This is a genomic window from Burkholderia sp. BE17, from assembly GCF_009362305.1.
Classification (GTDB): Bacteria; Pseudomonadota; Gammaproteobacteria; order Burkholderiales; family Burkholderiaceae; genus Burkholderia; species Burkholderia pyrrocinia_C.
In genome coordinates this window covers 1-22,966 of sequence record NZ_WHNU01000015.1, presented here as the reverse complement: position 1 = coordinate 22,966, position 22,966 = coordinate 1, and the positions used below count along the sequence as shown (strand labels likewise).

Sequence of the window (22,966 nt, the reverse complement as noted above, 5' to 3'; positions counted from 1 at the left end):
TATGATACCGGCCACCGGACGTTGCCGTGCTGCGCGCCGGCAAACGACGCGGCGATATCCGCGACAGGCGCGCCGCCGGGCCCGCCAAAGAAAAAGCGCCGCGAAATCCATCGCGGCGCTTCCTTGTAAATCACCGAACCGTTTCACCGGCCCGGCTCAGCAACACTTCCCTGCTCCCGACCCGTACCGCGCATTCTGACGCTCGCGGAAAAATTCCTCGTACGTCATCGGCTCGCGGTCCGGATGGGTTTCGCGCATGTGCGCGACGTAGGTGTCGTAGTCGGGCAGGCCGACCATCAGCCGCAACGCCTGCCCGAGGTAACGCCCCGCACTGCGCAGGTCGCTGCCAAGATCGCTGAACATCGCGGCCTCCCCTTAACGTCCGCTGCCGAGCGCCTGCGCGGCCGGCATCGCTTCGTACGGCGTCTCGCGCACGGTCGGCTTCGACTCGCTGCGCGCGCGCAGCACGGCGATCACTCCGTACACCGCGATGCTGATGACGACGAAGATGAACAGCCCGGCCAGCGCCGCATCGATGTAGTCGTTGAAGATGATCCGCTTCATCTGCGCGATCGACTTGGCCGGCGCGAGCACCTTGCCTTCGTCCACCGCGGCCTGCAGCTTCGCCGCGTGCGCGAGGAAGCTGACCTTCGGGTTCGCATCGAAAATCTTCTGCCAGCCGGCCGTCAGCGTGCAGATCAGCAGCCATGCCGTCGGCACGATCGTCACCCATGCATAGCGCTCGCGCTTCATCTTGAATAGCACGACGGTGCCGAGCACCAGCGCGATCGCGGCGAGCATCTGGTTCGAGATGCCGAACAGCGGCCACAGCGTGTTGATGCCGCCGAGCGGATCGACCACGCCCTGGTACAGGAAGTAGCCCCACGCGGCCACGCACAGCCCGGTGGCGACCAGGTTCGCGGGCAGCGACTCGGTGCGCTTGAGCGCCGGGTGGAACGTGCCGAGCAGATCCTGCAGCATGAAGCGGCCCGCGCGCGTGCCGGCGTCGACGGCCGTCAGGATGAACAGCGCCTCGAACAGGATCGCGAAGTGATACCAGAACGCCATCATCGCTTCGCCGCCGATCACCTGGTGCAGGATGTGCGCCATGCCGACGGCCAGCGTCGGTGCGCCACCCGCGCGCGCGATGATCGTCGTTTCGCCGACGGCCTTCGCGGTCTGCGTGAGCATGTCGGGCGTCAGCACGAAGCCCCACTGCGTGACGGTGTTCGCGACGGCTTCCGGCGTCGAGCCGAGCACGGCGGCCGGCGCGTTCATCGCGAAGTAGATGCCCGGCTCGATCACGCACGCGGCGACCAGCGCCATGATCGCGACGAACGATTCCATCAGCATCGCGCCGTAACCGATGAAGCGCGCGTTGGTTTCGTTGTCGATCAGCTTCGGCGTCGTGCCCGACGAGATCAGCGCGTGGAAGCCCGACACCGCGCCGCATGCGATCGTGATGAACAGGAACGGGAACAGGTTGCCCGACCACACCGGGCCCGTGCCGTCGACGAACTTCGTCAGCGCGGGCATCTTCAGTTCCGGCGCGACGACCAGGATGCCGATCGCGAGGCCGAGGATCGTGCCGATCTTCAGGAACGTCGACAGGTAGTCGCGCGGCGCGAGCAGCAGCCACACCGGCAGCACCGATGCGACGAAGCCGTAGCCGATCAGGATCCACGTGAGCTGCGTGCCGCTGAACGTGAACCATGCGGCGAGCGCGGGCGACGCGCTGACGTTCTGGCCGAACGAGATCGCCGCCATCAGTCCGATGAAACCGATGATCGACACTTCGCCGATGCGGCCCGGACGGATGTAGCGCGTATAGACGCCCATGAACAGCGCGATCGGAATCGTCGCGGCGACGGTGAACGTGCCCCACGGCGAATTGGTCAGCGCCTTCACGACGATCAGCGCAAGCACCGCGAGGATGATCACCATGATCAGGAACGCGCCGAACAGCGCGATCACGCCGGGCACCGTGCCAAGCTCCATCTTGACGAGATCGCCGAGCGAGCGGCCGTCGCGGCGCGTCGAGATGAACAGCACGATGAAGTCCTGCACCGCGCCGGCAAACACGACGCCGGCCAGGATCCACAGCATGCCGGGCGTGTAGCCCATCTGCGCGGCGAGCACGGGCCCGACGAGCGGCCCCGCGCCGGCGATCGCGGCGAAGTGATGACCGAACAGCACGTACTTGTTGGTCGGCACGTAGTCGAGGCCGTCGTTGTACTTGACCGCCGGCGTCATCCGCAGCCCGTCGAGCTGCATGACCTTGCTGGCGATGAAACGGCTGTAGAAGCGATACGCGATCAGATACACGCAGACAGCGGCGATCACGATCCAGAGGGCACTGACGCGCTCGCCGTGCGCGAGTGCGATCGTTCCGAACGAGAACGCGCCGAGCAGCGCGACCGCGATCCAGAGCAGGGTACTGGAAGCCCGATTCATGGCGTCTCCTGGTCTCCAATGTGGTTTTGATGGCATGCGGCTAAGTGGCCGCACACGCGTGACGTCGATGCGTCGTGCCGCGGTCTTGCAAAGGCCGCGGCAATGGGCCGTAGTATTCCGTGCGACGGGGGCGGCTTACAAGCGGATAACTACGTATGTGGAGATACGTAGAATTACGTAGTTCGCACCGCATGGTTGTTGCATGCGCATCGTTCGGCCGCGATTGATCGCGGTCGGCAAGCCACGTACAGTGTTCGCGTACCTCGATTCCGGAACCGCCATGCCGATCCGATTTCAGAAGATGAACGCGAATGGCGATGACTTCGTCATCGTCGACCTGCTCGGCGAGGATCTGGATCATGCGCACGCGATCGACCGCGACCTCGTACGGCGCATGGGCGACCGGCATCGCGGCATCGGCTTCAACCAGCTCGCGGTGCTATCGGACTGCGACGACGCGGCCGCCCGCGTCGCGTTCTGGAACCCCGACGGCTCGACGCTCGATACCTGCGGCAGCGCGACGCGCGGCGTCGCGTGGAAGCTGATGCGGGAAACCGGCGCGGCGTCGGTCGTGCTGCGCACCAACCGCGGGCGCCTGCTCTGTTCGCACGATACGCACGGGCTGATCACGGTCGAGATGGGCGCGCCGTGCGTCGGCTGGCAGGACGTGCCCACCGCCGAAGCCGTCGACACGCTCGCCCTTCCTCTGCCCGGCGCACCGGCTGCGTGCAACATGGGCAATCCGCACGGCACGTTCTTCGTCGACGATCTCGATGCGGTCGATATCGACACGCTCGGCCCGGCAATCGAAACGCATCCGCTGTTTCCGCTGAAGACCAACGTGCATTTCGTGCAGGTGATCGGCCGCACGCATATCCGCCTGCGCATCTGGGAGCGCGGCGGCGGCGTGCCGCTCGGTTCGGGCTCGTGTTCGTGCGGCGCGGTGGTCAACGGCATCCGGCGCGGGCTGCTCGACCATACCGTGCGGGTGGAATGCGACGGCGGCGACGTCGCCGTTCAATGGGACGGCACCGGCAGCGTGTTCCTGAGCGGGCCGGTTGCGTTCGGTTTCGACGGGGTGTGGGTGGACGAGACGATGCCGGCAAGCTGATCGCCGGCGTTCGCGGTGCGGCGCGAATCGCGATATCGATTCGCGCCGGATGCGCGGCGGCAACGCAGCCGCATCGTCATCGATCGTCGAAGCAATCCGTTCGCCGCCATGATGTGGCGCCTGGCTTCCGACGATCGCGCCGACGCGCGGTGCCGTTCACGGCCCGCGGTCGGCCGGGCCCGGCGCAGCGCGCGCCGGGCCGCATCGATCAGTGCTTGTCGTCGATCTTCTTCGGCTTCGGCGGCGACGGCACCTTCGCGTACTGGAATGCCGGCGTCGCCTTCAGTGCATCCTTCGTCGCGCCCGGCAGGTAGATGTTGCCGTTGCGCACGTCGAGCGACGCGATCGGCACCGCGACGTCATGCGCGGCCACGCCGAGGAAACCGCCGGCCGACACGATCGCCGCCGACACCGAGCCGTCCGGCGCGACGATCAGGTCGCGCACCGTGCCGACTTTCTGGTTCGCGTCGTTGTATACGGCCTTGCCGAGCACGCTCTTCTTCACGCTCCAGCCTTCGAGCAGCGCCTGCGATTGCTCGACGGTGACGCTGAGCGGCTGTGCGCCGGCGATCTGCGCGTGTGCGCTGACGCTCGATGCGAGGATGGTTGCTGCGATGAGGGTTTTGTAGAACTTCATGTGTATCGCACTCCGGTTCGGTGTTGTTGATTCCGGGAGCGAAGCGACGCGGGCGCAACGGCTGATCGATGAGCACCCCGCGCTTCGTCGGTCGCGTGACGGCCGGCCGCGCCGCCACTGCGTATGTGCACGACGGACCGGCATGGCCGGACCGCTGCATGCAACACGGCGTTCATGGTAGCGGCATTCGCCGGATCGTGCGTTCGGGGTGCAACGTGGCAGGTGGGGCGAGCCGGATGGAGATCAATGAACGTGTGGATAATCGGCGCCGCGCGCCGCGACATGTCGATCAAGCCGTCCGGCCTTCCTCGATCAGCTTGCGGGATGCGAAAAGTTCGGCATCGCTACGAATGCCGAGCTTGCGAAACGCCGATTGCTTCTGCGCGCTGATCGTCTTGGGGCTGCGTGAGAACTTCGAGGCGATGTCGGATACGGACATGCCGGCGAGAAAGCAGCGCAGCACCTCGTGCTCGCGCGGGCTGAGGCGCAGATCGGCAGAAGATGCCGATTCGGGCGACAGCGTGCCGTCGCCCGCCGCCTTCGTGTCGGCCATGCGCGGGTCGGGCGTCGCGCTCGATTCCATCCGGGCGGCCAGTTCGGCGCTGATGTACGAACGGCCGCTCGCCACGACACGGATGGCATGCGCAAGCTCGCCGAGATCTTCGCTCTTGCCGAAAAAGCCGAGCGCACCCGCGCGCATCGTCATGTTCACGGTCGCCGGCGTATCGCTGCTCGATGTCATCAGGATCCGGCAATTCGGGAAGCGCGTATTGACAAGCTTGACGAGATTGAGGCCGTCGATCTCGCCGGGGCCGAGCGTATAGTCGAGCAGCACGACATCCGCGTGATTCGCTTCGAGCCAGCGAATCAGGTCGCGCGACTTCGCGAAACTCGCCGCCACTTCGATGCCGGTTTTCTCCGTCAGGTAACTGGCGATCCCGTGCTGGACGACGGCGTGGTCGTCCAGGATCACGACCCGGATCGGCTGGTGCTTTGGCCTCATTGCTAACCCTTTCTTTATTTCGGTACGACCGTAGCCGGCTTTGCGTTACTGCTTGTCGTCGCAAGCGGCCATCGATGTCATCGGTTATTGGAGTTAGCTTACCGGCTTTCCGGCTAATTTTTAACCCTGTCGGCTAAACGGGGCCGAGGCTTTTCGGCCTGGTCCCCCGCCGCAGGGCGGCGTTGCGCTTCCCTGGCGCGCGACCTATGATGGCGAGCCCGTTTTTCGGCGGTTCCCGGGTTCGTCGGGGCGACCGATGCGGATCCGGCCGCCGCGCGCCGCGATGGACGGGAACCACGACGCCGGAGCGGGCCGGCGCCGCCGCGGCCACTCCGGTATCGCGGCCGGTTCGGTTGCAACCCGAACGATAACGCAAGCGAGGAAAGGACGTGAGCATGGTGAGTTTGAAGGGTTGCGCCGTCCTGATCGGCATGATGATCGGGTTGCTGCCGGCGCCCGGAGACGCGGCCGACGCGCCGCGGTTTACGGCGGAGGAAAAGGCCTGGATCGCCGCGCATCCGGTGGTGCGCACCCGCGTCGATTCGAGGTGGCGTCCGTTCGAATTTCGCGAAAGCGGCAAGGTCGTCGGCGTGGTGCCGTCGTTTCTCGACGCCATCTCGCGGATCAGCGGGTTGCGCTTCGAGTATGTCGATGACGTCACTTGGCGCGACTCGATGGACGCATTGCGCTCCGGCCGGATCGACATCGTTCCCGACGTGACCTGGCGCAGCGCGTCCGGTGCACTTCAAATGCCTGGCCCCGGCACCGCCTCCGGTGCGACGGCGGGCGGCGGCGCCACATCGCTCCGCAGCAACCTCATCGTCAGCCGCCCCTATTTCGTCGGCACCGTTTTCGTCATTGCGTCCGAACGCCAGAACCTGTTCGTCGACTCCCGCAATCTCGCCGGCCGGCGTGTCGCGATCAAGGGCGGGGGCGCACTGGAAATCGCGATCCGCCATGGCGACATCCCCGTGACCCTGCTGACCTACGACGACGAACGCGACGCGCTCGAGGCCGTCTCCCACGGTGACGCGGACGTCGCCATCGGTCCCGACATGTCCATCCTGCCGCTGCTGCAGCGGCAATACCGCGACAAGCTGTTCGTAACGGGCGGCCTGCCGGACAGCCCGTATGCGCTCGCGATCGCCACGCGCCCCGACATGCCGGTGCTCGCCTCGATTCTCGACAAGTCGCTCGCGGCGATCCCGGCGCGCGACGCCGAGCACATCGCACGTCAATGGATCGAATCGGCCGACTATGGCAAGCCGTCGCTGCACTCGATCCTTTACTACCGGCGCTGGCAGGTCACCGCGGCCGGGGCCGGCCTGCTCGCGCTGGCCGCAATCGCATTCGTTTCCTGGCGCTCGCGCGTCGCGGCGGTGCGCAGCGAGCGCGACAAGGCAATGTTCTTCGCCTTCATCAGCCACGAGATCCGCACGCCGATGTACACGATCCTGTCGTCGCTGGAATTGCTGCAACGCTCGGAGCTGCCGCCGAAGCAGGCCGGTCGCGCGGACGCGGCGATGGCCGCATCGGAATCGCTGCTGACGCTGCTCGACGACATCCTCGAATACTCGCGCCTCGAATCGCACAACGTGACGCTCGCGCCCGAGCCCACGCACGTCGAGCCCTGGGTGCGGCGCAGCGCCGACATGGTCCGCTGGCGAATCGACGAGAAGAAGCTGAGCCTGGCGCTCGAACTCGCGTGCCCACCCGGGCTGTGCGTGCTGATCGACCCCGTGCGCACGCGGCAGATCGTGCTGAATCTGCTCGTCAATGCGATCAAGTTCACGTCGGCCGGTTCGGTTGCGCTGCGCGTCGACTATCTCGACGGCAAGCCGGACCATGCCGGCTCGCTCGTGATCGAGGTCCGCGATACCGGCATCGGCATTCCGCCCGAACGCCAGCGCCGCATCTTCGAGCCCTACCAGCGTGTCGAGCATTCGGGTAACCGTCGCGTCGGCGGCAGCGGATTGGGACTGTCGATCTGTCGCGAACTGGTCGACCTGATGAAAGGCGTGATTACCGTCAGCAGCAGCCCCGACAAGGGCACCATCTTCACGGTGATCGTGCCGGCACGGCGCATCGCTCACATTCAGGCGTCCGACACGACCGGGGCACAGAAGACGTCGGCCGACCCGTCGCCGCCGGCGCACGGACTGGCGCCAGTTGAAGCCGACACGCGGCAGCCGGCCGGGAGCGGCCCGACGATTCTCGTCGTCGACGATCACGAAGCGGTTCAACATGCGATCGCACATCAACTCGACGCGCTCGCGTGCCGCTCGGCGGTTGCCTGCACCGGCGAGCAGGCCCTCGCGCAGTTCGAGCGCACGGCATTCGACATGGTGCTGCTCGATTGTGACCTGCCCGACATCGACGGCTATACGGTCGTGCGACGCATGCGCGACAGCGAACGCCTGCTAGAACGGGCGCGCACGCCCATCATCGCGATCTCGGCGTCGACCGGCGACGCGCATCGCGAGCGGTGCTTCGACAGCGGCATGGACGGCGTGCTGGGCAAGCCGCTGCGGCTCGATGCGCTGCGCCAGATGATCGACCTGTGGTGTCCGGCCGGCACGGCGGACGAAATCGCGCCACCGGCGCAGGACACGCGATCGGCACAAGCCGATTTCCGGGCGATCTATCGGCAAAGCGTCGACGCGGATCTGGCGGTGCTCGGCGATGCGCTGTCGAATGACGATGCCGATCGCGCACGTCATGCGTCGCACCGCATCAAGGGTGCCGCTGCCGTTGCCGGCCATGCGGCGACGAGCGAACTGGCAGCCGAACTCGAGCGCCGGCTGCAGTTCGCATCCGGCCCCATGCCGCCAGGCATCCGGGCGCTCGGCGACGAACTGTTGCGCCTGCATCGCGCCGACATGGCCGGATCGGACGCCCGCGGGCACGATTCGGGCAACGCCGAAACATAGATGGCCCGCGTGGCCGGAAACCCGGGCCCCGGCTGCCGGCACGCGTCGTGGCCCTATGGCGCGGTCGACGCAACCGGTGCGCCATCCGCATCGGCCGGACACCAGGTCGCGATCGCCTGCCGGAGCGTTTCGAGCCGCAGCGGCTTGCCCAGCACGCCGTCCATGCCGCTTTCCAGGCAACGCGCCTTGTGCGCATCGCCGGACTCCGCCGAAATCGCAATGATCGGAACATGCGTGGCCTTTCGCGCGGTTTCCTCCTGACGAATCATTCGCGCGAGTGCATAACCGTCGATGTCGGGCAGATTGCAATCGAGCAGCACCATGTCGATCCGGCCCTGCGCGAGATGCCGCAACGCATCGTCGCCCGCGCCGGCGACGATGCCGACACAGCCGAGCGCGTCGCATTGATCCTGCAGCGCGACCCGCACGGCTTCGTGATCGTCGACGATCAGGACGCGCGGTGCGCCGCGATGCACCGGCGCTGCCGCTGCGTCGGCCAGTGTCGGCGGCGCCGCGACGGCCGGTGTCGACGGCACGCCGTCCACTGCGGTCGCCGGCAATTGCACCGTGAATACCGTTTCGACGTGCGGCGTGCTTTCGACCGCGATCGAGCCGTGCATCAACTCGACGAGTTCCCGGCAGATCGCGAGCCCGAGCCCGCTGCCGCCGATGCCCTGTTGCGGTGCACGATCGGCCTGCCAGTAGGTGTCGAAGACCCGCCCGAACCGTTCGGGCGCGATACCGATGCCGGTGTCGCGCACTTCGAGGTGCAACACGCCGTTGCGCCCGTGGCGGGCCGCCAGATAGCGGACGCGCAGCGTAACGGCGCCGGCCGCCGTGAAATTGATCGCATTGACGAGCAGATTCAGCGCAATCTGGCGCACGCGAACCGGATCGATCAGGACGTGCAACGACGGTGCCCCCGAAATCTCGAGCCTCAGCGCCAGCGCCTTTCGCTCCGCACGCCAGCGCACCATGTCGACGGTTTGATGAGCCCACGCCTCGAGCTCGGTCGTTTGCGGAGCCAGCGTCACCTTGCGCGATTCGAGGCGCGAATATTCGAGGATGTCGTCGAGCAGCGTCAGCAGCGTTTCGGATGCCGATGCGGCCGCCTCCACGCGGCCGGCCTGCAGCACGGGAAGCCGCGAGCGCTGCAGGAATTCGAGCGACGACAGGACCGTCTGCATCGGCGTGCGGATTTCGTGACTGACGAAAGCCAGGAACATCGCCTTGTCGCGCTTGCTGCGGATGGCCGCCGCACGGGATTTCCACATCAGGTAGGCGAGCACCGCGAACGTCAGCAACGTCAACGCGATGGCCAGCACCACCGGCGCACGATAATGCACGATCGAGCGGATCGTCGGCTTGCCGTAGTCGCCCAGCTCGATCGAGTCTCGCGTGATCTCGGCCGTCTCGCTGACCGGAATGGCCGCGAGCGACTTGTCGATGATCGACGCGAGCACCGGCAGGTCGGCGCGCGAGAGCATCGCGAGCGACACCGGGCGGTCGGCCAGCATGCCGGACATGTAAAGCTGCCCGGTGAATTGCCGCCGCACGATCGGCAGGATCGTGACGTCGATGCCGAGCGCGGCATCGGCTTCGCCGTTGGCGACCGCGCCAAGCGCCAGTTCCTCGGTGTCGAACGTGAGCACATGGAGCGGCACGCCACTGTGGCGGACGAAGTACTCGACCGCACCGTGCCCCTTGATCGCGATGCGCCGCCCCTTCAGCCGTTGCAGACCAAAGATCATCGCGGAATCGTTGCGCGTCACGACGGTAAGCCGCCCGACCAGGTAGGGCGCGCTGACCAGCGCACCGGCGCCGATGCGGTCCGGAACCAGCTCGCGCCAGACACCCGGCAGCAAATCGACCTTGCCTGACGCGAGCGCCTTGTACGCGTGTCCCCACTCGGTGCCCGGCACGGTCTGGAACGCGAGTCCGGTCATCTTCGAGATCGCGCTCAGATAGCCTGCGACAAGACCTGCGTGTCTGCCGTTGCGCATGTACTCGATCGGGTGCCAGTTCGCCTCGACCGCGATATGGACGACCGGGTGGTCGCCGATCCAGCGCAGCTCCTCTTCAGTAAAGATCGGCTTCCAGCAGGCGGTCGCGGCGCCCGTGCCGACCGAGAAGGTCAGCAGCATCGTCGTCAATACGTGGCGAAGCATGCGCCACACCGGGCGATGCGCGGAGAACCTTGCTTCCATGATCGATTCGTTTGGGGTAAAGGCGCTCGGCGCCGCTTCACGGGCGCCGAACGCGCTAGAGACTGGCTGACGACGGCGTAAACGTGATCGTCAGCTTGTTGGTGTACTTGCCCGGACGCTTCCAGGCCGACTGGAATTCCGGTGTCTCGAGGGTCAGTGGCGTCGGCGTGCAGACGACCGGCACCGAAATGCCCGGCAGCGATACCGAGCGACCGGCACTGTTGTTCACGCCCTGGAGCCGCACCGTCTCGTTGTTCGGCAGCACGATGTTCTTGCCTGCGTACGTCAGGCTCACGTTGTAGTCGATACGCGATTCGTACGCGCCGCTCTTGTCCGACGCGAGCAGCACGGAATACTGGCCCTTGTCGCGACGGTCGACCGTCAAACCGTCGCTCGCCGACACGTCGAACCACGTGCTCTGCGAGTTGTAGCCGTCGTACAGGCACATATCGACGTTCGACGTGCCCGACATTCGGCTGCCGTTCGGCAGCTTGCGCAGCTTGAGGTCGACCGTGGGCGTCGCGCTCGTGAACTCCGGCAGATAAACCTGGATGTTGTTCTTGTCGGTGACGTCCAGCTTGATTGACGCCACGAAAGTGGCGATCTTCGGGTTGATTCCGCCGACGTCCCATTGCCTCAGGTTCAGCTTCAGGTTCGCCTTCCAGGTTCCGCCCGACGGGAGCTTCTTCAGCTCCGCGACGGGGATCTTGACGAAAATATTTCGCCCATCCCAGCCTATGGCAGTGCAATTTGCCACGGTAGCGGATTGCGCCATCTCGATTGGCGTTCGCCCGGACGACAAGCCTTCCGACATGGCGTTGCCGTTGCAATCGCGGTGGCGACTGTATGCACTTTCTCCTTGAAGATTCAGCACGGCCGTGGCGCCCGTCTTTTCCTCCTTGAACGTAAGCCGGATCGTGGTCGAACTGCCCGCCACGATCCAGACCGGTTCGATCGGACACGCACCTGTCGCCGTGGCGGTGGCCGATTCGCACGTCCACGAATTCCGCCCCCATCGCTTGAAATCCGCCGTGTCATAGCCGCCCGACGCGTAGTTGAATACCACGACGTCCCCCGTCGGCGCGCCACGATCCAGCGTGGCTTCCACAGTATCGTTGCGGTTGGCCGGCTGCTGGGAGGCCGCCGATGCATCGAACGCGATCGCGCTCAACGCGGCCGCCAGGACGATTGCCCGACAGCGAATTCGACTGATCTGAATCATTTGAATGACTGCTTCCTTGTGTACTCGAAATCGCGGGTCGCGCCGCGCGGCATCCGTGCGTGCGCGTCATTGCGCCGCGTTGATTACGTCCAATGCCTGCGCCCGCATCGACATCACGTAGCGATGCTCCAGCAGCTTGCGCACGCGAGCCTGCTTGCGCAGCGACGCCGGCAGCGCATCGGGTCCGGCCACTTCGCAGCGCACCTTGCCCACCATCATCAGCACGTCCTGCTGCTGCTTCACGTGCAGCGGGCAACGCATCAGCGTCGGACCATCCACAACGAACAGCTCGTTTTCCTTATGATCAAGCTCGGCAATAAAGCCGCCTTCGTTGTCGATCAGCGGCATCGCGCCATTGAGGATCACACTGTCCGACAGCGGCATGCCGCCCTTCGAGAATGCCTGGCCGACATAGGTGTACGTCACCTTCGCTTCGACTTTGCGCAACGCGAGCTGCCCCGGCACCATGAACAGCGTGCGCTTGCCGAGCCCCTCGGTCACGCTCGTCGCACCCGCGGACGCGTGCGCGCCCGCGTCGTTCACTTCGGTCGTCACGGGCGTGAAGGCAGACACCGGCAGCAGCGCGCGCTGCCCGAACCCCACCTTGATCCGCGCGCTCGAATCGCTGCGCACCTCGGCCGCCATGCCGCTCGCATCGTCGCGCTTGCCGACCCGCACGGCGAACCCCGCGAGCGGATCCGACTGCGACGCGGATGCGCCGAGGAACACGCCCTGCCGCGCCACCGCGAACGACGACGAATAGCTCGCCGTCACCGATGGATTGTTGCCGCCGCTGTCGCGGCTGTAGCTGTTCGCGACCGACGCGGCGACGTCGCCGTAGCGCCCCTTCCAGCGGCCCTGGACAGTACCGGTCAGGCTCTCGGTGCCATAGCCCGACACGCCGATCGCGACTTCCCGGTAGGTGTCGCCCTGCCAGTTCCAGTTGCGGTCGAGCGTGTAGTTCGTCGTCGTGCTGTTGCGATCCGTTCGAACGTCGACGCCCGCCGACGTGTAAGCGGACGCGCGCCCGAGCTGCCTCGCGGGTTCGGCCATCGACAGCGTCACGCCGACGTAACCGCCGTACTCGCTGCGGGCACCTGTGCTGCGATTCGCGTACGCGCCGACGCGCAGGTTCGCGCTGACCTTGCGCCATGTGAAGGATCGCGATAGCGATGCCTGAAGCGCACGCGACACCTGGTCGCCCTGGCGAAAGACGGGTGTCGCCCACGGACGATCCGGCGTGTCCGGCTGCCAGTCCTGCGACCGCCCGACGCTCTTGTTGTACGTGTAGCCAAGCATCGCCGACCAGTTGCCCATCGGAAACGACACGGTCGCGTTCAGCATGTCGTAGCAACCGATGTCGCGATACGACACGGCCGGGCCGTTGCACGCCGCGCCGCGCATCTGGTAGCGGTACACACTCCACGACACGCCGTCGGCGAACGAAATCTGCTGGGTGTTGCCGCGCGAACCGTCGTTCCCGAAGAAGAACGAACCGCCGGCGGAGAGCACGCCCAGCGGAAATGCATGGCGCCACTCCAGCGCCGTCTCGTTGTACACGTGCCGGCCGACGCTCGCGACGCCGCTTGTCAGCGCAATTTCGCGCGACAGCGGAATCCGCACGCCGGCTGCCGCTGCCATGCCGTCCGGCGCGTCCCGGTCAGACGGGCGGCCGGCCTGCGCGAACCATTGTCGTGTGCGCGAATCGACACCGCCGCCCGTCTTCGTGAACGGCGTTGTCTGCGTGCGCACCTGCACGCCGTTCTCGAACACGCGCAGCGTCAGCGGATACGTGCCTTCCGGAAAGCGAGACGTATCGAGCGCATTGACGCCGGCCTTCATGTAAGACGTGCCCAGCAGCTCCTGCCCGCGGTACGCGTCGATACGCGAATCACGCGGCAACAGCAGTGTGACCGGCGTGCCCTGCTGCGCAACTTCCGGGTTCACGTAGGCCAGCGTCGTGCCGACACGCATGCCGTCGAGCGTGCCGACCGGCAGCATCGTGAACCCGAAGTTGCCGCCGAGCGCACTCGCGAGGTTGCGGTTGTCCATCCGGCCGGCCTGCGCGTAATGCTCGGTGCCGAGATCGTGGCGGTAGTAGAGATCCTGAAGCTGGACGTGGCTGTCCGATCCTCTCGAATAGCCCGTATGGGTGAAGTTCCAGTTCCCGCCGATGAAACTCTTCGGCGTGATGCCGAGCGCCCCCGTGCCCGACACGGACAGACTCTCGTAGCCGCGCCCGCCCGACAGGTTGATCGTCTGCTGATGGATCAGCGCGTTTTCCGTCATCGGAGACGGCTCGCGAAACCGCTGGTCGCGCTCTTCGACGCTCACCCAGTCGCGCGACAGGAACAGCTCGATGTTGCCTTCGCTTTCGTCGTAGATCACGGCCGCGCTGTCGGTGTCGACATACCCGCAGCCGTTCACGCCCGCCGGCCCCGCGCAGGCGAGGTTGCCGTTGCGCGCCATCGACTTCGACAGCGCGTCGCCGATCGTCGACACGTCCGTCGCCGGGTTCAGCTGCGAGCCGAGCGCCTGCAACAGGCGTGCGGAATCCTCGAAACGCACCGCGTCCGGCGTCACGAACACGCGGAACAAGCCGAGCGGCTTGCCCAGAAAGTTGACGTTGATGCGCTCGTCCTGCCCCGTCACGATGTCCTCGAACCCCGGCGGCACAGCCGAAGCGGCGTGTGCGACGGACACGATGTCCATCACACAGATAGCGCCCAGGCATGCGACAACGGTCTTCTTGAGGTCGAATGGAATCATGCGGGAACAAGGAGGATTTTCAAAGGAGTGCTACAAAAAACAGGGCGCGCCGTTCAGGCGCGCCCGTCGATACCGCGCAGGAGCTTAGCTACCCGATGCCGCGCTCTGCGTGACGATCACGCTGACGAGGCCTTGATAGCTGCCGGCAGCCGTGATGGCTCCGGCCGTCTTCTGTTCGATCGACAGCGGCAGCACGTTCGAGCCCTGCGCCAGTTCGCCGGTAAAGATCTCCGACGCCTTCAGCGTCGTCGCCGTGGTGCTCAGCGCGGTGGTGCCCAGCTTGACCGCCAGCGGAATCTCCTTGGCGCCCGGGCTCGTCTGGTTCTTCAGCGCCGGCTCGGCCGCGAGGCGGATCTGCAGATCCTTCGCCTTGTCGTTCGTGAAGATCTTCGTGTTCACTTCAGCCGCCTGGAGACCCGAGCCCGGCAGATACTGCATCTGCATGGTCGTCGGCAGCGCCGAACCGTCCGCCGACAGCATCTCGAGCGTCGTGTCGACGTTGGCGGTGACGGTGATGTCCTTCTGCACGGCGTGAGCCGACATCGACATCAGGGCGGCGGCAGCGATCGGAACGTATTTCAGCATGGGTTAGTCCTTCTGGTTGGTTGAAACAATGGTATGACCCGTCAGGGTCTCGTTATTCGCGCTCGGCGCGTTCATCGCGTCGACGGAATGCATGCGCACAACCTTCTGCTGTACACCTGCCATTCCCCCCACTCGATATCGGATTCGCACATAAGGTGCGGAATGCAGCCCCTCCAGCCTGAAGTGCTGGCCCGGATAGACACTGCGGTCGAATTTCGTCCATTGGCACGAAGCATCGTCCTTCTCGGACCGGCACGCGCCGGCCTCGAGCAAACCGATCCGCACGTTGCCGGTATTGGCCAGCACGCCATGCGACACGTCGAAATCAGGCACCGGCGTTTTCGGCAGCACACGAATGAGCGGCGCCCAGACGAGGCTGAAGTCGACCTTGCCGGACACATCGCCATTCGCCGCGGAATCGTCGTCGGACGGCGCCGCCACCGGCTGCAGGTAGACGCGATACAGCACCTCCTTCTTCGGCACGCCCAGCGGAATCACCCTCAGGAGCCGCGTGCCGCCGGCCGGCAACGCGAACCTGGCCGGCGAGATCACGATCGCGTCGTCACCGGAATTCATGCTGGCCTCCTCGCGCTCGTGATCCGTCGCCGGATCGATCACGCGCTTCGCGATCGCCTTCACGTACTGCGTCGCATCGGACTTCGAATAGATGCGCAGCTCCGCGGCCGACTCCTTGCCGCCCCCGATCGATGCCGCCATGGGATAGACCAGCATGTTTGCGCTGGCGACCGATGAGGCAAGCGACATGGCAATTGCGACAAGCAACACCCGATACGGGTGGTATCTCTCGTTGAAAATAATTTGCATACCTTATCTACACGGAATCAATTTCGCGCTATTTCACGCATTAGCGAGCCATCACGCCTCGCTCGACGCAAATTCCAGGCGGCTTCCCAATGACTTGCGACATGCCTGAGATGGCTCAGCCAGTCGTTTCCACCGCGGATACGGGCCGGCGTGACACCCGAGCCGCCGAGTCGTCGGCGACGAACGCGGCACGAGTCATGAAACCCTTCGTCGACTTGGGATGGAAGCGGCAGCCCGATCTTTCCGGCGACCGCGAAATCTCCAGCGCGTTTGCGTATGAGGTGCCATGTCAAGCACCCCGGCTATCCCAACGCATTGCTTGATTAGGATTCTGACTAATCAGGGGGGCACGGAATATAGGATTCGTCCTAAATTTGATGCTTCTGCACCAATCGACAGGGCTAATTCGCCTATAAAGGCCTAACTACCCGCGATCCGCATAGTGAGATGGAGCGTGATGGTCTGCAGGGCAAACTCGTTCGCGAGAAGTTTCCGAAGCGAGCCATATCCGAGCCACCGAGCGCGGCTATCGGACAATCGAGGCGGGAAGACGCGCGGGCAGGATGCTCGTCGCGCGACGTGATGGCGAAAACGCGGGCGAGCGCGTATCTGGCGGAATAAAGCGATTTGCCCGGCACCCATCTTCGTTGATGTATCACCTCGCCTATGACGACGGCGGGCGTCAACCCGCCGCCGTTATTTCACGCATTGCGCGAATACACTCGCCGATGTCGCACGGCCTCCGCCAGCACGTCGAGCACCGGCTCCGTCTGCGTCCAGCTCAGGCATGCATCCGTGATCGATACGCCGTACTTCAGCGGCACGCCCGGCTTCAGGTCCTGCCGCCCTGCCTCGAGATGGCTCTCGACCATCACGCCGACGATCCGGTGCTCGCCCTGCGACAGTTGCCGCGCGAGATCCTGCGCGACGTCGATCTGCCGCTCGTGCGACTTGTTCGAGTTCGCATGCGAGCAGTCGACCATCACCTGCTCGCGCAGCCCGGCCTTGCGCAGCACCGCGCAGCATTCCTCGACATGCGCGGCGTCGTAGTTCGGGCCGGTCTTGCCGCCGCGCAGGATCACGTGCGCGTCGTCGTTGCCGCGCGTCTCGAAGATCGCGGCCATCCCCATCTTCGTCATCCCCATGAACGCATGGCTCGCGGCCGCGGCGACGATCGCGTCCGACGCGACCTGCACGCCGCCGTCGGTGCCGTTCTTGAAGCCGATCGGGCAGCTCAGCCCCGATGCGAGCTGGCGATGGCTCTGGCTCTCGGTCGTGCGCGCGCCGATCGCGCCCCACGCGATCAGGTCGGCGATGTACTGCGGGCTCAGCAGGTCGAGGAATTCGGTCGCGGCCGGCAGGCCGAGCGCGTTGACGTCGAGCAGCAGCTGCCGCGCGGCGCGCAGCCCTTCGTTGATGCGGAAGCTGCCGTCGAGGCGCGGATCGTTGATGTAGCCCTTCCAGCCGACCGTCGTGCGCGGCTTCTCGAAGTAGACGCGCATCGTGATCAGCAGGTCGTCCTTCAGCGCGTCGGCGGCGGCCTTCAGGCGGCGCGCGTAATCGAGCGCCTGGTCGTGATCGTGGATCGAGCACGGGCCGACGACGAGCAGCAGCCGGTCGTCGCGGCCGTGCAGGATATCGCCGATCGCGCGGCGCGTATCCTCGACGAGCGTCTGCGTGGCGGCCGGCACCGGCAGCTCGTCGAGCAGCAGTGCCGGCGAAATCAGCGGGCGCACGGCGCCGATGCGGACGTCGTCGATGCGCGTGGTGTCCTGCGTCGCGTCGGCGCTGCCTACCTCGCGATCATGGGAAGGATTGTCGAGGTTCTGCATGATGATTCTCCGGGGGACGTCTGGAATGATGTGCAGGCTCGATTATGGCACCCGGGAGAAGCGGCAGCCGGGTGTGGCGGGGGGATGCATGTGACGGCGGTCAGGGTCGTGCGACAGACGGCAGACGCGGGATGCAAAAAGGGCGATCCGCAGCGGATCGCCCTGCCCTTCACCGCGTCGCCCCGGCGCGTCTAGTGCAGCGTCTCGGGCGCCAGCGAATTGCTCGGCAGCAGCGCCGTCAGCCAGCAGTTGCTCGGCGCGGCTTTCCCGTTGAAGCGGTCGTAGAGCCACGGCAGCATGCCGGCCACCCAAGGCGCGATCGCGCCCACATGTTCGAGCGGATACTCGGTGTAAGTAACCGGCGTGCCGCTGGCGCAGAACTTCTTCGCAAGCGCGCGCACGTCGTACGCAAGCATCACGCCGTCGCCCACCTGGCTGCCGAACGTGCCATCGAGCGCGCCCGCCGTGCCCTGGTCGATATACATCGGGATCGTCGGCGACGCGGCCAGCCCCGCATTCACCTTGTTCGCATACGTCACGTAGGCCGGGATGCTGTTGATGTCGTTCGCGTATTGCGACTTGAACAGCGTCCCCCAATGCAGGCCCGTGTACTTCGGCAGGATGTACGCGAGCGACTGGCTCTGAATGTCCTTGAACACGGCAACGCCGGTGTCGCTGAGATAGGGCGTCAGGTCGAAGCCGTAGCCGCGCGAGAGCCCGGCGAGCGCGGCCGCGGCGACGCCGCCCCAGACGATGCTGCCGTCCACATAGCGCAGGTTGTGCGCGGGGTCGACCAGCACGCCGCCTTCCGCCGCGCCGACGAGCTGCCTGTTGATGTCGGGCGCATAGCTCGGCGCGAGTTGCGCGGCCCAGTTCGTCGCGATCGCACCGCCGGAATAGCCGATCATCGCGACCTTGCTCGACGGATTCAGGCCGGTCGACGGCGTGTTGAGCGCCGCGCGGATCGAATCGAGCGTCGTCATCCCGTATTCGGGGCCCGCAGCGAAGTCCGCCGTCTGGCCTTCCGTATCGGGCACGATGATGTTGTAGCCGAGCAGCAGCAGTGTCGACAGCGGAATCGATTCCGCGCTGTAGAGCACCGTGCCCACGTTGATGACCTTCGTGACGTCGCGATCGCCGGCGATCACCTGCGACGGCTCGTCGTACGGGTTCAGCGAATCGTAGGCCGACTGGTACGAGATGGCCTGGCCGTTGCTGACCGCGCTCCGGATCACGGACGTCACGTTGACGACCGGCTGGTTCCGCGCGTTGTTGGTGCGATACAGCAACTGCTGCGCGGTCAGCGCGGTCGGAATGCCGGCCACGTGATAGGTGACGTTGCGCGTCTTCAGCACCGTGCCCGGTGGAATCGATGCCAATGGCGTGACGCCGGCATACGTATAGAACGGATCGGACACGGTCGGCGCGCCGGCGCTGGCCGGCGGTGCGGCGATGGCCAGTGCGGCGGACACAACGGCCGCGGCAATCATCAAACGTCTGGAGGACATGGGTGGGAGCCCCTGGGATAACCTGCTTTCATCGAAGGAAGTTCGGCGGTGTTGCAGACCATCTGCGATTGCCGCTTCAAAAGCGTTTCCGTGCCATCGACTGTCTCCTGTGAATGATCCGGCTTGTTCGGAATCTGCAATTTTAGTAGGAGTACAAACCGGATGAATTGAAGCACAACGAGAACGCGTTCGATGTGCGTTTTCCGTTGTTTGAAGGTAAACGTCTAAATCCGGACACGACGAGTCGTACCGACAGGCCGGTGTCTTGCGTCACGTATTTCGCGGCAGTCGCGTATCGTAGCGCGTGCCCTGACCGTTCGGCCGACTGCCGGCGCGCGGCCGGAGTGCCGTACGATTGCGTCCAACCGAGTCGTTCGGTGCGAGCGCTCACGGGCGCTGGCCTGGTGACCGCCCGCCGGCGACCCGATCGTTACCTGACCCACCCGAGTTGCCACGATGACCGTATCCGAACTGCTCCGCGCCATCCGCCAACCCTATATCGACCTGCTCGCGAAAGCGGCAGCGCAACCGGCGGTGATCGTCGAACCGGCCTACCGGCAGGCCGACGGCACACTGGCCACCGAAGGGCCGCTCGCGCTGCCGTGCCGGGCCGACACGATCCCGACCGAAGGCGACGCGGCCGGCCAGCCGTCGATGGTCGATTCGACCTCGCAACTCGATTTCGAGCCGTTCGCGTTCGACCTCGAAACGGCGGCCGTGTCGATCCGCCCGTTCGTGTGGGACTGGGCCGCGATCGAGGCCGATGGCCTCGACGAAAGCGCGGCGGTCGACGCGTTCAAGACGTGGTTCTTCGCGTGGTTCGATGTGGACGACGAGAACACGCCGGCCGAAGACGGGCTGCATGGCATCGTTCACTACCTGTCGGAACCGGTTCGCACGGAACAGGGGTGGCGCGTCGATGCGGATCTCGGTTCCGCGCCCGAGACGGCCGTCGAGGATCTGCTGTTCCGGCTCGTCGATGCGGGGGCTACGCGGATCGGCGTCGGTTGAAATGCGGCTTCATCTCTTGCACACCACCATCATGAAAAAAGCTCTCGCCGCGGTACTGCTCTGCATTTCGTTGCCGGCGCTCGCCAAGGTTTCCACCGAAGTGTTCTGTTTCACATCGGACGGCGACAAACCCGTGCGCTTCGAGATGCGCACCTACTACGACGATGCGGTCAAATGGACGGGCGGCATGGTCCGGTACGCGAAATCGAAAACGGCCCTCCCGCTGGTGATCGGTCACGAGGAGGAGGAAGTGCCCGCCGAAGACCGTCCGCACCAGTTCACGACGACCTGGATCGAAATGGTCGACGGCAAGATCAACGGAGAATACGAAATGAGGTCGCAGGGCGCCCGAATCTATACGATGACCTACACCAACGCGCGCACCCGCAAGAAAACCAATTTCACGTGGGCGTTCGACGCCGACGCATCCGAGAAAACGGGATGCCGCTGGTAACGCTGGCATCGTTCTCGCCCACACCTGATCTCGTCGAAAGGATCGCCATGAAACTGCCGGGTCCAATTGCGCTGTTGTTGCTCGCGCTGCACGCGGGCTTCGTGTACGCCGCGCCACGCATCGTCTATCAGGGCACGCTGCAAGGGGCTGGCGAAGTCGTGATGGAACTCGACGGGCGGACGGCGGCAGACGGCACGATCTCGGGCCGTTATTTCTACACGCAGTACGGCATCGACATTCCGCTGCGCGGCAAGCCCGCAGCGCTCGTCGAACCACTCGCGCGAACGGATTTGCCGGATGCCGCCCGCAGCCAGTCTAGCTACAGCGATCGAGCCGATTTCGATCAGGTCGCGGCAACCTGGCGCGGCGCGCAGAACGGAGACGGCTATCGGGGCCGCTGGACCGATGCACGCTCGGGCAAGACGCGCGCATTCGCGTTGCGGCGTGTTGCCGAATACGATCCCGACGCGATTGGGCCGGGTTCCGTCGAAGCCGTCACCGATCGCATCGCCGGCGGCGTCGGCAGCGGCGTCGCACGCGGCGTGGACATCGACATGAAGCGCGCACCCTACGCGACGCTGAAGCTCGCCGGGCACGCGCAGCCGGCCGGCCCCGAGATCGGCGACGGCACGATCGCCTACCGGATGTGGCGCGATCCGCGCACGCAGTTCCTGTATCCGCGACTGAGCCGCCATCCCGATCCGGCCGTGATGGCGCGGGTCAACCATCTGCTGGAACAGCGGCAGTGGCAGATGAATCTCGCCGCGCTCGAATGCGCGTCAACCCGCTATACCGACGACGGGCCGGCAGCCGGGACGCTTGGCGGCTACGACGACGAGCACGTGACGGTCACGTGGCTATCGCGCGCGGCATTGGGCATCGTGGAATCGGGCAGCACGTTCTGCGGCGGCGCGCATCCGAACAATCACTACAACCCTGGCACATTCGACCTGCTGCGCGGCGCGTATCTCGACTGGAATCGCGTGATCGACGCGGCTACGCCAGGCAAGGACGGCGACACGGAAACGAGCGCCGCATTGATGCGCTTCATCGCGCAGCGACGTGACAAGGCCGAGCCGGGTGAACGGCCGACGGACGGCTACGGCAATTCGCTGTCGTGCGCCGACGTGTTCCCCCAGTATCTTGCGTTCGAACTCGATGCGCCCGGCAAGCTGTCGTTCGCCGTGTCCGGTATCGGCCACGCGGCGGGTGCCTGTCTCGGGCCACAGCTCGACGCGCCGTTTGCGGCGCTCGCACCGATCCTGAAGCCCGAAGGTGCGCGTTATCTCGTACCGGGCGTCAAGCTGAAGTAACGCGGCGGCACGTAGCGGTATCCACATCGCGCATCGGCCCGGCCGCACAGCGACGAGGGCGGTCGACGCGCGAGCACCGCAGTCATTGCGTCAAGACGCGTTGCCCTGCGCGTCGACGTCGATCCCCAGTTCGCTGGCCATCCGCTGAACCAGCTCACTCAGTCGCGCCACTTCATCCGCGAGGCGCTTCTGTTCGGCCTTCAGCGCCTCGAATTCGGAAGGCGGCACGGAATCCGCGCCGCCGGCATCCGCGCTCGCGAAATCGGCCACGTTCACCTCGCCGCACATCAGGTGCATCCAGCGGTTCTCGCGCGCGCCCGGCGCACGCGGCAGCCGGACGACGAGCGCCTGCGCGCGCGCCGCGAGTTCGTCGAGAAACGCCTCGACCGACGAGATATCCGCGAAGCCGTGCAGGCGTGCGCTGTTCAGGCGCAGCTCGGCGGCCGTCTGCGGGCCGCGCAGCAGCAGGATCGTCAGCAGCGCGATCGCCTGGCTCGGGATGCCGAGCACGCGGTTCATGTTGTGCTCGAAACGCGGCACGCGGCTGCTGCTGCCTTCCATCACCAGGCTCAGGTGCTTCAACCCGTCGAGCGCGGTCGTGACTTCGTCCTCGCTGACGTTCATCACCGGCGAGCGCGCGGTTTTCTGGTTGCAGCCCGCGGTCAGCGCATTCAGCGACAGCGGGTAGGTGTCCGGCACCGTGTGCTGTTTCTCGACGAGCACACCGAGAATGCGGGCCTCGAGAGGCGTGAGTTCGCGAAGGGCGCGTGGCGTGGGCGTATCCGGCGTGGAGTTCATGTTGGCTTCGCAGCGTGCAGCAGGTGAGGGGAACGGTCGCGGCCCGTCCGGCATCGCGAACGGGCGAGCCATATGATAGCTCGCGGCGCTTGGCCCGGCGCTGCTCGCCGCGCGGACCTATCCGTCATTTCGTGGGCGGGGCATATCATGAGGTATAAAAGTCATGGATATGCCGATGAAGAAGAAGAGGCAAACCGTAGCGCGTCAGGCAGCGGCCCGCGGGCCGCTGCCTGAGTTGCCCAAGGAACTGCTGGACCAGTTGGTCAAGGGGCCGATGACGCCGACCGAGGTTCAGGATCTGATGCTG

General features: G+C 65.6%; 17 protein-coding genes and 1 pseudogene. 6 read left to right on the top strand and 12 right to left on the bottom strand.

All coding sequences use genetic code 11. The features are described 5' to 3' along the window. Nucleotides 1-156: 156 nt before the first annotated feature. Together GD429_RS14760 and GD429_RS14755 are read right to left on the bottom strand one after the other, a co-directional pair. A complete protein-coding gene (locus GD429_RS14760) occupies nt 157-363 on the bottom strand; it encodes a YbdD/YjiX family protein (RefSeq protein WP_006480280.1) in 207 nt (68 codons plus the stop codon). Nucleotides 364-375: 12 nt separating this feature from the next. Then, nucleotides 376-2,454, bottom strand: coding sequence for a carbon starvation CstA family protein (locus GD429_RS14755; protein ID WP_152857568.1), 2,079 nt, complete (start codon nt 2,452-2,454; stop codon nt 376-378). A gap of 280 nt (nt 2,455-2,734) precedes the next feature. On the opposite strand from GD429_RS14755, the gene dapF reads away from it, so the two are divergent. Beyond that, nucleotides 2,735-3,565 carry a diaminopimelate epimerase gene (gene dapF / locus GD429_RS14750; RefSeq protein ID WP_152857567.1) on the top strand — a complete coding sequence of 277 codons (831 nt, stop codon included), beginning with the start codon at nt 2,735-2,737 and terminating at the stop codon, nt 3,563-3,565. A 208-nt stretch (nt 3,566-3,773) separates the two neighbouring features. Here dapF and GD429_RS14745 read toward each other — a convergent pair whose 3' ends face one another. Together GD429_RS14745 and cblR are read right to left on the bottom strand one after the other, a co-directional pair. After that, nucleotides 3,774-4,202, bottom strand: coding sequence for a PRC-barrel domain-containing protein (locus tag GD429_RS14745; RefSeq protein ID WP_152857566.1), 429 nt, complete (start codon nt 4,200-4,202; stop codon nt 3,774-3,776). 289 nt (nt 4,203-4,491) lie between these two features. After that, complete coding sequence (gene cblR, locus GD429_RS14740) at nt 4,492-5,205, bottom strand: cable pilus system response regulator transcription factor CblR (protein WP_152857565.1); 714 nt, start codon at nt 5,203-5,205, stop codon at nt 4,492-4,494. 395 nt (nt 5,206-5,600) lie between these two features. Here cblR and GD429_RS14735 point away from each other — a divergent pair, with 395 nt between their 5' ends. Further along, entirely contained in the window at nt 5,601-8,135 is a 2,535-nt protein-coding gene (locus GD429_RS14735) for an ATP-binding protein (RefSeq protein WP_152857675.1), read from the top strand. Nucleotides 8,136-8,188: 53 nt separating this feature from the next. Here GD429_RS14735 and GD429_RS14730 read toward each other — a convergent pair whose 3' ends face one another. The 7 genes from GD429_RS14730 to GD429_RS14700 form a co-directional block, all read right to left on the bottom strand. Next, nucleotides 8,189-10,342 (bottom strand): ATP-binding protein, encoded by a 2,154-nt coding sequence (locus GD429_RS14730; RefSeq protein WP_152857564.1) that lies wholly within the window; start codon nt 10,340-10,342, stop codon nt 8,189-8,191. A 55-nt stretch (nt 10,343-10,397) separates the two neighbouring features. Beyond that, complete coding sequence (locus GD429_RS14725; protein WP_152857563.1) at nt 10,398-11,564, bottom strand: CfaE/CblD family pilus tip adhesin; 1,167 nt, start codon at nt 11,562-11,564, stop codon at nt 10,398-10,400. Between the two features lie 66 nt (nt 11,565-11,630). Then, nucleotides 11,631-14,333 (bottom strand): cable pilus usher protein CblC, encoded by a 2,703-nt coding sequence (cblC, locus tag GD429_RS14720; protein WP_152857562.1) that lies wholly within the window; start codon nt 14,331-14,333, stop codon nt 11,631-11,633. A gap of 84 nt (nt 14,334-14,417) precedes the next feature. Further along, nucleotides 14,418-14,918 (bottom strand): cable pilus major pilin CblA, encoded by a 501-nt coding sequence (gene cblA / locus GD429_RS14715; RefSeq protein ID WP_060315823.1) that lies wholly within the window; start codon nt 14,916-14,918, stop codon nt 14,418-14,420. A gap of 3 nt (nt 14,919-14,921) precedes the next feature. After that, nucleotides 14,922-15,743 (bottom strand): cable pilus chaperone CblB, encoded by an 822-nt coding sequence (gene cblB, locus GD429_RS14710; protein ID WP_152857561.1) that lies wholly within the window; start codon nt 15,741-15,743, stop codon nt 14,922-14,924. A 701-nt stretch (nt 15,744-16,444) separates the two neighbouring features. Beyond that, on the bottom strand, nt 16,445-17,575 hold the full coding sequence (locus GD429_RS14705; protein WP_152857560.1) for a 3-deoxy-7-phosphoheptulonate synthase: 1,131 nt from the start codon (nt 17,573-17,575) through the stop codon (nt 16,445-16,447). Between the two features lie 191 nt (nt 17,576-17,766). After that, nucleotides 17,767-19,083 carry a lipase family protein gene (locus GD429_RS14700; protein ID WP_152857559.1) on the bottom strand — a complete coding sequence of 439 codons (1,317 nt, stop codon included), beginning with the start codon at nt 19,081-19,083 and terminating at the stop codon, nt 17,767-17,769. Nucleotides 19,084-19,539: 456 nt separating this feature from the next. Between GD429_RS14700 and GD429_RS14695 the strand changes: the two genes are divergently transcribed. The 3 genes from GD429_RS14695 to GD429_RS14685 are packed head-to-tail and all read left to right on the top strand — an operon-like array spanning nt 19,540 to nt 21,861. Next, nucleotides 19,540-20,094: a hypothetical protein gene (locus tag GD429_RS14695; protein WP_152857558.1), complete on the top strand. Its 555-nt coding sequence runs from the start codon at nt 19,540-19,542 to the stop codon at nt 20,092-20,094. A gap of 16 nt (nt 20,095-20,110) precedes the next feature. Continuing rightward, nucleotides 20,111-20,548 (top strand): hypothetical protein, encoded by a 438-nt coding sequence (locus GD429_RS14690; protein WP_227791651.1) that lies wholly within the window; start codon nt 20,111-20,113, stop codon nt 20,546-20,548. Between the two features lie 47 nt (nt 20,549-20,595). Continuing rightward, nucleotides 20,596-21,861, top strand: a complete 1,266-nt coding sequence (locus GD429_RS14685) for a hypothetical protein (RefSeq protein ID WP_152857557.1) — start codon at nt 20,596-20,598, stop codon at nt 21,859-21,861. A gap of 90 nt (nt 21,862-21,951) precedes the next feature. On the opposite strand, the gene GD429_RS14680 is transcribed toward GD429_RS14685, so the two are convergent. Further along, nucleotides 21,952-22,659, bottom strand: a complete 708-nt coding sequence (locus tag GD429_RS14680; protein ID WP_152857556.1) for a YceH family protein — start codon at nt 22,657-22,659, stop codon at nt 21,952-21,954. A gap of 175 nt (nt 22,660-22,834) precedes the next feature. Between GD429_RS14680 and GD429_RS14675 the strand changes: the two are divergent. Beyond that, nucleotides 22,835-22,966 (top strand): annotated as a pseudogene (locus GD429_RS14675) (IS256 family transposase); the annotation flags it as partial.